Origin of the sequence: uncultured Thermus sp., from assembly GCF_938010445.1 — a bacterium.
Classification (GTDB): Bacteria; Deinococcota; Deinococci; order Deinococcales; family Thermaceae; genus Thermus; species Thermus altitudinis.
This window is the reverse complement of the sequence record NZ_CALLUR010000181.1, coordinates 1-13,278: the sequence shown is the minus strand read 5'-3', so window position 1 is coordinate 13,278 and position 13,278 is coordinate 1. Positions and strand designations below refer to the sequence as shown.

At 65.2% G+C, this 13,278-nt stretch carries 16 protein-coding genes, 1 tRNA gene and 1 pseudogene; 14 read left to right on the top strand and 4 right to left on the bottom strand.

The features are described 5' to 3' along the window. Both Q0693_RS10515 and Q0693_RS10510 read left to right on the top strand, forming a co-directional pair. Nucleotides 1-207, top strand: a pseudogene (locus Q0693_RS10515) (hypothetical protein); the annotation flags it as partial. Next, a complete protein-coding gene (locus tag Q0693_RS10510) occupies nt 119-424 on the top strand; it encodes a transposase (protein ID WP_366140540.1) in 306 nt (101 codons plus the stop codon). The pseudogene Q0693_RS10515 and the gene Q0693_RS10510, both read left to right, overlap by 89 nt. A 12-nt stretch (nt 425-436) precedes the next feature. Here Q0693_RS10510 and Q0693_RS10505 read toward each other — a convergent pair whose 3' ends face one another. The 4 genes from Q0693_RS10505 to Q0693_RS10490 are packed head-to-tail and all read right to left on the bottom strand — an operon-like array spanning nt 437 to nt 3,142. Further along, nucleotides 437-1,105 carry a queuosine precursor transporter gene (locus tag Q0693_RS10505; RefSeq protein WP_298631641.1) on the bottom strand — a complete coding sequence of 223 codons (669 nt, stop codon included), beginning with the start codon at nt 1,103-1,105 and terminating at the stop codon, nt 437-439. Beyond that, nucleotides 1,102-1,647 (bottom strand): hypoxanthine phosphoribosyltransferase, encoded by a 546-nt coding sequence (gene hpt, locus Q0693_RS10500; RefSeq protein ID WP_243032340.1) that lies wholly within the window; start codon nt 1,645-1,647, stop codon nt 1,102-1,104. Before hpt ends, Q0693_RS10505 begins: the two co-directional genes overlap by 4 nt. Further along, nucleotides 1,644-2,354, bottom strand: coding sequence for a pseudouridine synthase (locus Q0693_RS10495; protein ID WP_243032337.1), 711 nt, complete (start codon nt 2,352-2,354; stop codon nt 1,644-1,646). The genes hpt and Q0693_RS10495 overlap by 4 nt, the downstream gene beginning before the upstream one ends. 2 nt (nt 2,355-2,356) lie before the next feature. Continuing rightward, nucleotides 2,357-3,142 carry an enoyl-CoA hydratase/isomerase family protein gene (locus Q0693_RS10490; protein WP_243032335.1) on the bottom strand — a complete coding sequence of 262 codons (786 nt, stop codon included), beginning with the start codon at nt 3,140-3,142 and terminating at the stop codon, nt 2,357-2,359. A 45-nt stretch (nt 3,143-3,187) separates the two neighbouring features. Here Q0693_RS10490 and truB point away from each other — a divergent pair, with 45 nt between their 5' ends. The 12 genes from truB to Q0693_RS10430 all read left to right on the top strand — a co-directional run. Next, on the top strand, nt 3,188-4,126 hold the full coding sequence (truB, locus tag Q0693_RS10485; protein WP_243032333.1) for a tRNA pseudouridine(55) synthase TruB: 939 nt from the start codon (nt 3,188-3,190) through the stop codon (nt 4,124-4,126). 1 nt (nt 4,127) lies between these two features. Continuing rightward, a complete protein-coding gene (gene ald, locus Q0693_RS10480) occupies nt 4,128-5,237 on the top strand; it encodes an alanine dehydrogenase (protein ID WP_298631633.1) in 1,110 nt (369 codons plus the stop codon). A 1-nt stretch (nt 5,238) separates the two neighbouring features. After that, entirely contained in the window at nt 5,239-5,580 is a 342-nt protein-coding gene (locus Q0693_RS10475; RefSeq protein WP_243032328.1) for an Asp23/Gls24 family envelope stress response protein, read from the top strand. Then, nucleotides 5,573-7,138, top strand: coding sequence for a DAK2 domain-containing protein (locus tag Q0693_RS10470; protein ID WP_298631626.1), 1,566 nt, complete (start codon nt 5,573-5,575; stop codon nt 7,136-7,138). Before Q0693_RS10475 ends, Q0693_RS10470 begins: the two co-directional genes overlap by 8 nt. Nucleotides 7,139-7,265: 127 nt before the next feature. Beyond that, nucleotides 7,266-8,021 (top strand): hypothetical protein, encoded by a 756-nt coding sequence (locus Q0693_RS10465; protein ID WP_298631625.1) that lies wholly within the window; start codon nt 7,266-7,268, stop codon nt 8,019-8,021. A 200-nt stretch (nt 8,022-8,221) separates the two neighbouring features. Then, the gene (locus tag Q0693_RS10460; protein ID WP_243032324.1) at nt 8,222-8,650 is read left to right on the top strand and encodes a 3D domain-containing protein; all 429 of its coding nucleotides are present in this window, start codon (nt 8,222-8,224) and stop codon (nt 8,648-8,650) included. 18 nt (nt 8,651-8,668) lie between these two features. Next, nucleotides 8,669-9,790, top strand: a complete 1,122-nt coding sequence (locus Q0693_RS10455; protein WP_298631621.1) for an FtsX-like permease family protein — start codon at nt 8,669-8,671, stop codon at nt 9,788-9,790. Nucleotides 9,791-9,831: 41 nt separating this feature from the next. Next, nucleotides 9,832-9,906 (top strand) — tRNA-Thr (locus Q0693_RS10450). Nucleotides 9,907-10,119: 213 nt separating this feature from the next. After that, nucleotides 10,120-10,524, top strand: a complete 405-nt coding sequence (gene rpsL, locus Q0693_RS10445; protein WP_071677942.1) for a 30S ribosomal protein S12 — start codon at nt 10,120-10,122, stop codon at nt 10,522-10,524. A gap of 7 nt (nt 10,525-10,531) precedes the next feature. After that, nucleotides 10,532-11,002 carry a 30S ribosomal protein S7 gene (gene rpsG / locus Q0693_RS10440; RefSeq protein WP_243032321.1) on the top strand — a complete coding sequence of 157 codons (471 nt, stop codon included), beginning with the start codon at nt 10,532-10,534 and terminating at the stop codon, nt 11,000-11,002. A gap of 3 nt (nt 11,003-11,005) precedes the next feature. Then, the gene (gene fusA, locus Q0693_RS10435) at nt 11,006-13,081 is read left to right on the top strand and encodes an elongation factor G (protein WP_243032319.1); all 2,076 of its coding nucleotides are present in this window, start codon (nt 11,006-11,008) and stop codon (nt 13,079-13,081) included. 56 nt (nt 13,082-13,137) lie between these two features. Beyond that, nucleotides 13,138-13,278: GTP-binding protein (locus Q0693_RS10430; protein WP_279165230.1), on the top strand; the 141-nt coding region annotated here is incomplete at its 3' end.

Below are 13,278 nucleotides of genomic sequence, written 5' to 3'. Positions count from 1 at the left end.
CAGCGGAAAGACTTCCACCACAAACTTGCCAGGAGGCTTGTAAACCGCTATGGTGTCATTGTCCATGAAGACCTGAACATAGACGGACTATCCCGTTCTTCTCTTGCCAAAGGGGTACTTGACGCAGGGTGGGCGCAGTTTCTCCAAATCCTTGCCTACAAAGCGGCGGCGGTTCATTTGGGGCAGGGGCCCCAAAGCGGCTGGTAGGCGGGTCATCAAGGTAGACCCTAAGTACACGAGCCAAGATTGCCCTGTCTGCGGTCACCGGGAGAAGAGGCCTTTGTGGGTCAGGGAGTTCACGTGTCCCTCTTGTGGGGCTCTTCTCCATCGGGACGTGGCAGCGGCAGTGAACATCTTGGCTAAGGCTCGGACGGAGCCTTCGGGGACGGGTTTACACCCGGAGCCGAGAAGCCTTGCTCTTTAGAGCAGGGTGTCGTCACGCCAAACGGAAGGGGTTAAAGTCCGTGTCCCGGTCGTAGACGTCAAGCCCCTCCACCCGCTTGAGGAAGCCCACCACCCCGTAGGTGATAGGGAGCATGAAGGCCTCCACGCCCACCTTGAAGACGTAGTTGGAAGGGAAGACGGCGAGGAGCACCTCCGGGGGGAAGACCCCGTAGAAGGCCACCAGGAGGAAGATGCCCGTGTCCAGCCCCTGGCCCACCAGGGTGGAGGCGAGGGCCCTCAGCCAGAAGAAGCGCCCCTCGGTCTTCACCTTCAGCTTGGCCAGCACATAGGCGTTGGCGAACTCCCCCACGAAGTAGGCCAGCAGGCTACCCAAGACGATCCTGGGGGTAAGGCCCAGAAGGAGGCCAAAGGCCTCGGCAAAGCGCTGGCTTTCCCCGTCCTTGGGGGCGGGGAGGGCGGCCACCCCTTGGAAGGTGAGGGTGGCCAGGAGAAGGGCGAAAAATCCCAGCCAGATCACCCGGCGGCTACGCCGGTAGCCGTAGACCTCGGTGAGCACATCCCCGAAGATGTAGGCCAAGGGGAAAAGCAGGGTACCGCCGTCAAAGGTGAAAGGCCCTAGGATCACCAGCTTGGTGGAGGCCACGTTGGAAACCAAGAGGACGGCGGCGAAGAGCACGGCGATCAGGTCCAGGTACTTCATTCCTCCTCCGGATGAAGGGAGGTGATGAAGGGCAGGTTGCGGTCAAACTGGGCCCGGTCCAGGCCGTAGCCGTAGACGTAGGCGTCCTCAATCTCAAAGCCCAGGTAGTGGATGGGCACCTCCACCTGGCGGCGGCTGGGCTTGGAGAGGAGGGCCGCCACCCGCACCGAGGCGGGCTTGCGGGCCTCGAGGTAGTCCAGCAAGTAGGAAAGGGTAAGCCCTGTGTCCACGATGTCCTCCACCACGATCACGTCCCGGCCATGGATGGGAAGGCGCAGGTCTTTAAGGAGTTCCACCTCGCCGCTGGTGCGGTAGGCGTTGCCGTAGGAGCTGATGGAGATGAAGTCCAGGGTGAGGGGAAGGGGGATGGCCCGCACCAGGTCGGCCATGAAGATGAAGGCCCCATTCAGGACGCAGATGAGGTGCGGGGTTTTCCCCTGGTAGTCCTGGGCGATCTGGGCTCCCAGCTCCTTTACCCGGTTGGCTAGGGTTTCGGCGGGGATCTGCACGGGTCCGTTTCCCGCGGTGAACATGGCCCTCATTCTACCGAAGTTTGTTGAAGAAGGGCCTCTACCTCCTCCGGCGATAGCCGCCGCCACTTGCCCGGGGGAAGCTGGCCCAAGCGGATGGGCCCCACCTGGAGCCTTAGGAGGCGCTTTACCGGGTAGCCCACCTCCTTTAGCATCCTGCGCACCTCCCGCTTCCGGCCCTCCGCCAGGGTGAGGAGGGCCCCCCCGGGGGCGGGGCGGCAGGCCAAGGCCCGAGCGGGGCCATCCTCCAGCTCCACCCCCTCTAGAAGCCTCTGGCAGACGGACCTGGGCAGGGTACCCCTTTCCGTCCAGACCCGGTAGACCTTCCTCACCCCATAGCGGGGATGGGTGAGGCGGAGGGTCAGGCTCCCGTCGTTGGTGAAGAGGAGGAGCCCCTCGGAATCCCGGTCCAGGCGGCCTATGGGGTGGAGACCGGGGATAGGGGGCAGGAGGTGGAAGACCGTCCTTTGGGCGTGGGGGTCATGGCGGGTGGTGGTGTAGCCCCGGGGTTTGTGCAGGGCCAGGACCACCCTCTCGGCCAAGGGTTCCACCCGCTTGCCGTCCACCTCCACCACGTCCCCTGGGTTCACCTTCTGTCCCAAGGTGGCCACGGCCCCATTCACCCGCACCCGGCCCTGGCGGATCAGCTCCTCCGCCTTCCTGCGGCTCGCCACGCCCGCACGGGCCAGAAAGGTCTGTAGACGCAGAGGCTTCTCCATGGCTAAAACAGGGGTTTTCGCTTTTCCCTAAGCGCCCTTAAGCCCTCTTCCAGCTCCTCCCCTTGGAACCCCAGAAACTCCAGGGCCAAGGAGACCTCAAAATGGGGCAGGAAGGTGCGGAACCAGTTGTTTAGGGCGTGCTTGGTGAAGTTCAGGGCCTCCTTGGGGCCTTCGGCCAGGCGGGTGGCCACCTCGAGGGCCTTCTCGTACACCTGGTCGTCCTCCACCGCCAGGGCCACCAGGCCCAGCCTTTCCGCCTCCTCCCCGGTGAGGGGCTCGTTGAGGAGAAGGTGGTACTTGGCCTTGGCCATGCCCAAAAGAAGGGGCCAAAGGAGGACCGCATGGTCCCCGGCGGCCACCCCAAGCCGCAGGTGGCCGTCCAGAAGCCTGGCCCCCTTGCCCGCCACCACCACGTCGCTGGCTAGGGCCAAGGCCAGCCCCGCCCCCACCGCCACCCCTTCCACGGCCGCCACCACGGGCCTGGGGAAGTCCAAGGGTCCTAGGACCAGCTCCCGGGCCTCCCAAAAGACCCGCAAGAGGGCCCGGTGGGAGGCGCGCATCTCCTCAATCAGGGCGAAGGAGCCCCCGGCGGAGAAGACCCCACCCTCGCCCCTTAGGAGGACGCTCCTCACCTCTTCCAGCTCCCGGAGGTCCCGCCAGATCCGGGCCAGGTCCCGGTGGGCCCTTGGGCCCAAGGCGTTCAACTTCTCGCCCTTTAGGGTGATCTCCAGCACCCCGGGCCGGGGCCAGGCCAAGGCGAGGCTGGGGTAAAGGTCTTGCAGGTCCATGCCTCCATTCTTTTCCCCACCGGGTGGTGATACAATCCCCTAGGCATGGCCCTCTATGCGGTGGACAAGCCCCTCCACCTCACCTCCCATGACGTGGTGGAGGAGGCGAGGCGCCTTCTCTCCACCCGCCGGGTGGGGCATACCGGCACCCTGGATCCCTTGGCCACGGGCCTTCTCCTCCTGGTTTCCGACGAGAGCACCAAGCTGGTCCCCTTCCTCTCGGGGGAGGAGAAGGAGTACATCGCCTGGGTTTCCTTTGGGGCCACCACCCCCACCTTGGATGCCGAAGGTCCTATAAGCGAGGAGGCCCCGGTGCGCTTTGACCGCAAGGACCTGGAGAGCGTGCTCCCTTCGTTTTTGAAGCTGAAAGAGCAGGTGCCTCCCCTCTACTCCGCCATCAAGGTGGGGGGGAAAAGGGCCTACGAGGTGGCCCGGGAGGGAAAGCCCTTGGAGCTGGGCCCCAGGCCGGTAAAGTACCTGGAGGTGGAACTCCTGGCTTGGGACCCCGGGCCCATCCCCCATCCCATCGCCCCCTCGGCCAAGGGCTGGCGGCTTGCGGAAAAGGGCGGGCGCAAGGTGGAGCTTCCCAAGCCCTTGGGGTCCTACCCCACCGCGGTGATCCGCCTGGTGGTGGGCCCCGGCACCTACGTGCGGGCCTTTGCCCGGGACCTGGGGGAGAGGCTAAAGACCAAGGCCTTTCTCTCCGGGCTGGTGCGCACCCGCATCGGCAAGGTGGGGTTGGAGCGGGCGGTGAAGCTTTCCGAACTCTCCCCGGAAAAGGCCATCCCCGAGACCGATGTTTTGCCCTTTCCCGCGGTGGAGCTTTCCCACACCGAGGCCCGGCGCGTTCTGGAAGGGGTTCCCTTGCCCATCCCGGCTTTGGGCTATGTGGCCTTGGTGGATTCCCGTAGGAGGCTTCTGGCCATCGCTGAGGGCGACGGTTTCAAGCTCAAGATACGGCGTGTCTTTGTAAAGGAGGCCTAGTATGGTGATCGGCGTACCCAAGGAGATCAAGACCCTGGAAAACCGCGTGGCCATGACCCCGGGTGGCGTGGAGAGCCTGGTCAAAAGGGGGCATACCGTGCTGGTGGAGCGGGGGGCGGGCGTGGGTTCCGGCCTATCCGATGCCGAGTACCAGCGGGCGGGGGCCGAGCTGGTGAGCTGGGAGGAGGCCTGGGGGGCGGAGATGGTGGTCAAGGTGAAGGAGCCCCTTCCCGAGGAGTACCCCTTTTTGCGCCCCGGGCTTATCCTCTTCACCTACTTGCACCTGGCCGCCGACCGCACCCTTACCGAGGCCATGCTGCAAAGCGGGGTCACGGGGATCGCCTATGAAACCGTGCAGCTTCCCGATGGTTCCTTGCCCCTCCTGGTACCCATGAGCGAGGTGGCGGGGCGCATGGCCCCCCAGGTGGGGGCCCAGTTCCTGGAGAAGCCCCATGGGGGCCGGGGGGTGCTCCTGGGCGGGGTGCCGGGCGTGGCCCCGGCCAGCGTGGTGATCCTGGGGGGCGGCACCGTGGGCACCAACGCCGCCAAGATCGCCTTGGGCATGGGGGCCCAGGTGACCATCCTGGACGTGAACCATAGGCGCCTGCAGTACCTGGACGATATCTTTGGGGGCCGGGTGGTCACCCTCACCGCCACGGAGGCCAACATCAAGAAGAGCATCCAGCACGCAGACCTTCTCATCGGGGCGGTTTTGGTGCCGGGGGCCAAGGCCCCCAAGCTGGTCACCCGGGACATGCTCCCCCTCATGAAGGAGGGCTCGGTGATCGTGGACGTGGCCGTGGACCAAGGGGGGTGCGTGGAGACCATCCGCCCCACCACCCATGCGGAACCCACCTACATGGTGGAGGGGGTGGTGCACTATGGGGTGGCCAACATGCCGGGGGCGGTGCCCAGGACCAGCACCTTCGCCCTCACCAACCAGACCCTGCCCTACGTGCTCAAGCTGGCGGAAAAAGGCCTGGAAGCCCTCCTGGAGGATAGCGCCCTCCTTAAAGGATTGAACACCCACAAGGGGCTTCTCACCCACCCCGGGGTGGCCGAGGCCTTCGGCTTGCCCTATACTCCCCCCGAGGAGGCCCTAAGGAGGTAGGATGCCCGGACGGGTGACGGTAACCGAAGGGGCCTTGGCCTCCTTGTTGGCCCTGGCGGCCCACGAGGTGCCGGGGGTGGTGGGGATGGCCCCCGCGGGGCTTAAGGACCAGGTGGTGCGCATCCTAGGCCGGCAGGAGGCCAGCGAGGGCGTGGTGGTGCGCCAAGACCCGGCCAACCCGGGTAAGTACACCGCGGACTTCTACGTGGTGGTGGCGGTGGGGACCCGCATCCCCACGGTGGTGGAGTCCCTGGCGGAGCGGGTGGCCTTTGCCGCCAAAAAGCTCGCTGGGGTGGAGCTTTCCCAGGTGCGGGTGCACGTGGTGGGGGTGGGGCGTGGCTAGCCTGAGGCCGGAGGAGCTTGCCGAGGCCTTCCGCTACGCCACGGATTGGTTTTCCGTGTTCGTGGAGGAGCTCAACGCCCTCAACGTCTACCCGGTTCCCGATGGGGACACGGGGACCAACATGCACCTCACCCTGCAGTCGGCCCGGCGGGAGCTGGACCTGGCGGACACCTCCAAGATGCCCGAGGTGGCCCGGGCCATAGCCTACGGGAGCCTTCTTGGGGCCCGGGGAAACAGCGGGGTGATCCTTTCCCAAATCCTGAAGGGGTTCAGCGAGGCCATCCGCCAAAAGGAGGTGCTGGATGCCCCCACCCTGGCCGAGGCCCTGCGCCTGGGGGCGGAAACCGGCTATAAGGCGGTGATGAAACCGGTGGAGGGGACCATCCTCACCGTGGCCCGGGCTGCGGGGGAAGGGGCTAGAGGGGAGGTCCTCGAGGAAGTCCTGGAACATGCCCTTAAGGCCGCCCGGGAGGCGTTGGAAAAGACCCCGGAGCTCCTTCCCGTTTTGAAGCAGGCGGGGGTGGTGGACGCTGGGGGTGCGGGGTACGTGCGCTTTCTGGAGGGCCTACGGGGGTACCTCCTGAGGTTACCCCTGCCCGAGCCCCCCAAGGTGGAGCGCTACGCCCAGACCGCCTTCGCCACCGAGGAGTTCGGCTACTGCACCGAGTTCCTCATGGAGGGGGTGGAGGTGCCCATTGAGAGGATCCGGGAGGCGGTGGCCCCCTTTGGGGACTCCCTCTTGGTGGTGGGGGCCGAGGGGTACGTGAAGGGGCACATCCACACCGATGACCCCGATGGCCTCCTGGCCACCGTGGCCCGCTTCGGCCGCATGGTGCGCACCAAGGTGGAGGACATGACCGAGCAGCACACGGAGATCCTGGCCATGGCGGGGGCGGGGGAGGAGGCCCCGCCCCCCACGGGCCTGGTGGCCGTGGCCCTGGGGCATGGGCCCACCCGGGCCTTCCGCAGCCTGGGGGCCCGGGTGGTGGCGGGGGGGCAGACGCAAAACCCCAGCGTGGAGGACCTGCTTGCCGCCATCAGAAGCGTGGCGAGCCCTAAGGTGATCCTCCTCCCCAACAACCCCAACGTCTTCCTGGCGGCGGAGAAGGCGGCGGAACTGGCCAAGGAGTTGGGCAAGGAGGTGTACGTGATCCAGACCCGCACCCTGGGCCAGGGGCTGGCGGCCGCGGTGCGCTACCTCCCCGAGGTGGAAGCCGAGGAGCTCCTTCCGGAGATGGAGGAGGCCATGAGGGGGGCGGTGACCCTCGAGGTCACCTGGGCCAGCCGGGACGCGGAGGTGGACGGGGTTAAGGTCTTGAAGGACAAACCCATCGGCCTTTTGGACGGGAGGCTGGTCCTGATGGGGGAGACCCCGGAGGAGGTGTTGGAGGGCCTTATCCGCCTGGCCCAGGAGGGCAAGGAGGTCCTTACCCTTTTCCTAGGCCCCAACGCCGAGAGGCAAAGGGCGGAGGAACTGGCGGGCAAGTTCCCGGGCCTGGTGGTGGAGATCCTCCCCGGAGGACCCGACCTCTACGCCTATCTGGGGGTCTTGGAGTAGGCTAAAGAAAACTTAAGCCTCCCTTCCTCCCTTCCCGGCTATCCTGGGAGTAAAGGGGGGTTTTATGTGGCGAGGCAAAGGGAGACTAGCCAAAGGGTGGCTTGCGGTGCTTGCTGGGGGGTTGCTAGTGGCCTGCAACCTCCAGGGCACCCCACCGGTGAGCGGGGACCTACCTGTGGGGGGGTACGTCGTGGCCCAGCTTCCCCCTGCCCAGGAAAGCGGCGGGGAGCTCCGTCCCGGGGTGAGGGTGTACCGCATGGTCCTTTCCCAAGATGGGGCGGTGCGGGTGAGTGCGGTTTCCAGCGATCTGGGACTAAGGGCCCGGCTTCGCCTGGTGCTTTTGGACGATAAGGGGGTAGTGCAGGCGGTGAGCGTGGCCCGGAACTGGTTTGCTGCTAGGCAGGAGCTTGCGCCCCTCTCCCTGCGTCCCCAGATCACCACCGATCCCGGGTACCGCCTCAGCTTCAAGGGGCAGTCGGGCCAGGCCTTTTATCTGCGGGTGGAGAACTACGCCCTAAGCCCGGACCGGGTTACCCTGTACGCCGATGCCTTTACCCACAACCCTGCGGGAGACGGGGAAGCCTTCACCACCGGCGTAAAGCAGGGGGCCATAGAGTTCGTGGGGGAGTTTGACCGCTACGATGTCTCTTCCGCCACGGGGTACCTAAGGCTCACCTATTCCGGCCCCTTGGACCTGGTGGCCCTTCTGTACAAGGGCCCCTCAGACCCCTCCCCTTTGGTCCTGGACCCGGTGATGGCCTGTGCCCCCATCTCCCCCGCCACCCTTTTGGTGGTGCGGGATCGGGGCCTTTCCCGGGCGGGGTTTGACGAGGAGAATAGCGGCCGCTACCGCCTGGAGATCTCCTCCACCCCTTGCCCCTAGGGTTTGGGTGGGAGCGGATTGAGAGCAAGCTAAAGGGTCCTAAGGATTTTTTAATCCGGCATTTTCCGATAACGTCCCTTGGCGGGCCAGCCGCTTAGTGATCGGAACGATTCCATGGCCCTTGGGGGCTGGCTTGGATGAGCCAGCCCCCTCATCCTTCTCAGAAAGCTAAAGGGTTTACCCGCATACTCAAGGGCGCTATGCGGGGTTTCCTGATTTTGCTCCTCTTCGCCCTGGCCGTTGCCGGGGCTTGGGCCCAGTCTGGGGTACGAAAAAGCATGCTCCTCGAGGCCACCGCCTACACCTCCAGCGTGCGGGAGACCGACTCCACCCCCTTCATCACCGCCACCGGCATGCGTACCCGCCTGGGGGTTCTGGCGGTGAGCCCCGACCTCCTTAAGGTGTTGCCCTACGGCACCAAGGTGCGGCTTCGCGACCTGGGTTCGGTCCATGGCCGCGGCCGGGGGCAGTTTGATTACCTCTTTCGGGACCGGGTCTTCGTGGTGGCCGATGTGATGCACCCCAGGATGCGGGAAAAGGTGGACGTTTGGCTTCCCGACCGGGCCACCGCCTTGCGCTTTGGCCGGAGGCTGGTGGAGCTTCAGGTGGTGGAGTACCCCAGGCGCTAAAGTCCGTATCCTAAGGGCGTGCGCTTTGCCCTCTTCCTGGCCCTGGCCCACCTCAGGCGAAGACCCTTGCAGACCGGACTCGCCCTTTTGGGGGTAGGGGTGGGGGTGGCGGTCCTCCTCACCGCCCTTTCCCTCACCAACGGTTTTGTCAGCGGCCTGGTGCGGGCCACCTTGAAGGCCTATCCCCATCTGGTCCTTTTCAGCTTGAGCGAGGAGCTGCCTCCTTTTCCCGGGCGGGACCATCCCGGGGTGGAGGCCTACGCCCCCTTTGCCGCCACCAAGGCCCTTTTAACCCGCCCGGCGGAGGGCGCCAGGGGCCCGGGGGTGGACTTCGCCACCCTGGTGGGCCTGGGCGCAGGCGGGGAGGCCCTTTACCCGGAGCTGGGCCTAAGGCTGGAGCCCGGGGGCATCTACCTGGGCTCGGCCCTGCAGCAGTCCTTGGGGGCCTTTGTGGGGGATAGGCTTTACGCCATGTCCGCCACCCAGGAACGGGTGGAGCTTAAGGTCCTGGGGGCTTTCCGTACCGGTAACTACCTCCTGGATTCCGCCTATGCCTTTGTGGACCTAAAGACGGTGGAAAGGCTTTCCGGGATCAGGGCGCAAGGGTACCAGGTGCGCCTCAAGGACCCCTGGCGGGCCAAGGAGCTGGGTGGGGAACTGGCGGGTACCCGGTTCTTCCCCCAGGCCTGGCAGGACACCCAGCGCACCCTCTTGGAGCAACTCTCCTTGCAGAAGAGGGTTTTGGGCATCCTGATCTTCTTGATCGTGGCGGTGGCCGCCTTAGGGGTGGCCAACCTCTTGGTGCTCAAGGTGGTGGAAAAGACCCCGGAGATCGCCCTCCTTCGGGCCATGGGCGCCTCGAGGCTCACCGTGGGCTTGGTCTTTGCCCTCGAGGGGGTCTTTTTGGGCGTGGGCGGCGTGCTCCTAGGCAACCTCCTCGGCTATCTCCTTTCCCTTTATTTGGCCCTCCGCCCCGTGGACCTGCCTGGGGAGCTTTACTTCCTCACCCACCTGCCCGTGGAGATGCGCCTGTCCGACTTCCTCTGGGTGAGCGGCGCAAGCCTGGCCGCCACCTTTCTTTCCGCCCTTTTGCCCCTCTTCCGGGCCCTCAGGGTCCAGCCCGGGGTGGTCTTGCGGTAGTTGCGCAAAAAGGGAGTCCTGCCCTAGACTCTTTAGGGCGGGCCGGTGTAGCTCAGCGGTAGAGCAACCGCCTCGTAAGCGGTAGGCCGCCGGTTCAAATCCGGCCACCGGCTCCAGAACCCCCCAGCCCCTCGAGGGCTGGGTTTTTCTTCGCCCCCCGGCTTGCCAAAAGAGGCCTAGCCCTGTACACTAATCAAGTTGAGGGCCCTCAGGGCCAGCCCCTGGCCCTGAGGGTGGTGCCCTGTGTGGGCAAAAGCCGGGGGAAGGCAACTCCCCCGGGTGGATCTTGAGAACACGGGGGCAAGTCCAAGAAGAAGGGAGTGGTGGCACTGCCGACGATCAACCAGCTGGTCAGAAAGGGCCGCGAGAAGGTCCAGAAGAAGAGCAAGGTTCCGGCCTTGAAGGGGTCGCCCTTCCGCCGGGGAGTGTGCACCGTGGTGCGCACCGTAACCCCCAAGAAGCCCAACTCCGCCTTGCGGAAGGTGGCCAAGGTGCGCCTGACCTCCGGGTACGAGGTTACCGCCTACATTCCCGGGGAGGGGCACAACCTGCAGGAGCACTCCGTGGTCCTCATCCGGGGTGGCCGTGTTAAGGACCTGCCGGGCGTGCGCTACCACATCGTGCGTGGGGTTTACGACACCCAAGGGGTGAAGGACCGCAAGAAGAGCCGCTCCAAGTACGGGACCAAGAGGCCCAAGGAGACCAAGGGCGCGGCTCCGGCCAAGAAGAAGTAGGTGAACTATGGCACGGAGAAGAAGAGCAGAGGTACGCCAACTCCAGCCCGACCTGGTCTACGGGGATGTGGTGGTGTCGGCCTTCATCAACAAGATCATGCGGGAGGGCAAGAAGAACCTGGCCGCCCGCATCTTCTACGAGGCCTGCCGCATCATCCAGGAAAAGACCGGGCAGGAGCCGTTGAAGGTCTTTAGGCAGGCGGTGGAGAACGTGAAGCCCCGGATGGAGGTGCGTTCCCGCCGCGTGGGTGGGGCCAACTACCAGGTGCCCATGGAGGTCTCCCCCAGAAGGCAGCAGTCCTTGGCCCTACGCTGGCTGGTCCAGGCGGCCAATGCGCGTTCCGAGCGGGGGGCTGCCGTGCGCATCGCCCATGAGCTCATGGACGCAGCCGAGGGCAAGGGCGGAGCGATAAAGAAGAAAGAGGACGTGGAGCGCATGGCCGAGGCCAACCGCGCCTACGCCCACTACCGGTGGTAAGCCATGGCGGTTAAGGTAGAGTACGACCTAAAGAGGCTCCGCAACATCGGCATCGCCGCCCACATTGATGCCGGTAAGACCACCACCACCGAGCGCATCCTCTACTACACCGGCAAGATCCACAAGATCGGTGAGGTGCACGAGGGTGCGGCCACCATGGACTTCATGGAGCAGGAGCGGGAACGGGGCATCACCATCACCGCCGCCGTGACCACCTGCTTCTGGAAGGACCACCGCATCAACATCATCGACACCCCGGGCCACGTGGACTTCACCATTGAGGTGGAGCGCTCCATGCGGGTCTTGGACGGGGCCATCGTGGTCTTTGACTCCAGCCAGGGGGTGGAGCCCCAGTCGGAGACCGTCTGGCGCCAGGCGGAGAAGTACAAGGTGCCCCGCATTGCCTTTGCCAACAAGATGGACAAGACGGGGGCCGACCTTTGGCTGGTGATCCGCACCATGCAGGAGCGCCTGGGGGCCAGGCCGGTGGTGATGCAGCTGCCCATTGGCCGGGAGGACACCTTCTCGGGGATCATCGACGTCCTCCGGATGAAGGCCTACACCTACGGCAACGACCTGGGTACGGATATCCGCGAGGTGCCCATCCCCGAGGAGTACCTGGCCCAGGCCCGGGAGTACCACGAGAAGCTCATCGAGGTGGCCGCCGACTTTGATGAAAACGTGATGCTCAAGTACCTGGAGGGCGAGGAGCCCACCGAGGAGGAGCTGGTGGCGGCCATCCGCAAGGGCACCATTGACATCCAGATCACCCCCGTGTTCCTGGGTTCGGCCCTTAAAAACAAGGGCGTACAGCTTCTTCTGGATGCGGTGGTGGACTACCTGCCCTCCCCCTTGGACATCCCCCCCATCAAGGGCACCACGCCCGAGGGGAACGAGGTGGAGATCCACCCCGACCCCGAGGGTCCCCTGGCGGCCTTGGCCTTCAAGATCATGGCCGACCCTTACGTGGGCCGCCTCACCTTTATCCGGGTTTACTCCGGCACCATCACTTCGGGCTCCTACGTGTACAACACCACCAAGGGCCGCAAGGAGCGGGTGGCCCGGCTCCTAAGGATGCACGCCAACCACCGGGAGGAGGTGGAGGAGCTTCGGGCCGGGGACCTGGGGGCGGTGGTGGGCCTTAAGGAAACCATCACCGGGGACACCTTGGTGGGTGAGGATGCGCCTCGCATTGTCCTGGAGTCCATTGAGGTCCCCGAACCCGTCATTGACGTGGCCATTGAGCCCAAGACCAAGGCTGACCAGGACAAGCTTTCCCAGGCCCTAGCCCGCCTGGCGGAGGAGGACCCCACCTTCCGGGTTTCCACCCACCCCGAGACCGGGCAGACCATCATCAGCGGGATGGGGGAGCTCCACCTGGAGATCATCGTGGACCGCCTGAAGCGGGAGTTCAAGGTGGACGCCAACGTGGGCAAGCCCCAGGTGGCCTACCGCGAGACCATCACCCGCCCCGTGGACGTGGAGGGCAAGTTCATCCGCCAGACGGGTGGCCGTGGCCAGTATGGCCATGTGAAGATCAAGGCCGAGCCTTTGCCTCGAGGCTCGGGCTTTGAGTTCGTCAACGCCATCGTGGGTGGGGTGATCCCCAAGGAGTACATCCCTGCCGTCCAGAAGGGGATTGAGGAGGCCATGCAGTCGGGTCCCCTGATCGGCTTCCCCGTGGTGGACGTCAAGGTCACCCTCTACGATGGCTCTTACCACGAGGTGGACTCCAGCGAGATGGCCTTCAAGATCGCCGGCTCCATGGCCATCAAGGAGGCGGTGCAGAAGGGGGATCCGGTGATCCTCGAGCCCATCATGCGGGTGGAGGTCACCACCCCTGAGGAGTACATGGGCGACGTCATCGGTGACCTGAACTCCCGCCGGGGCCAGATCCTGGGCATGGAGCCCAGGGGGAACGCCCAGGTGATCCGGGCCTATGTGCCCTTGGCGGAGATGTTCGGCTACGCCACCGATCTGCGTTCCAAGACCCAGGGTAGGGGCTCCTTCGTCATGTTCTTTGACCACTACCAGGAAGTCCCCAAGCAGGTGCAGGAGAAGCTCATCAAGGGGCAGTAAGGATGCCTTTCGGGTAGGCCTTAGGGCCTACCCCGCATGGAGAAAGGAGAGCGAAGATGGCCAAGGGCGAGTTTATCCGTACGAAGCCTCACGTGAACGTGGGGACGATTGGGCACGTGGACCACGGGAAGACGACGCTAACGGCGGCGTTGACGTTTGTAGCGGCGGCGGAGAACCCGAATGTGGAGGTGAAGGAC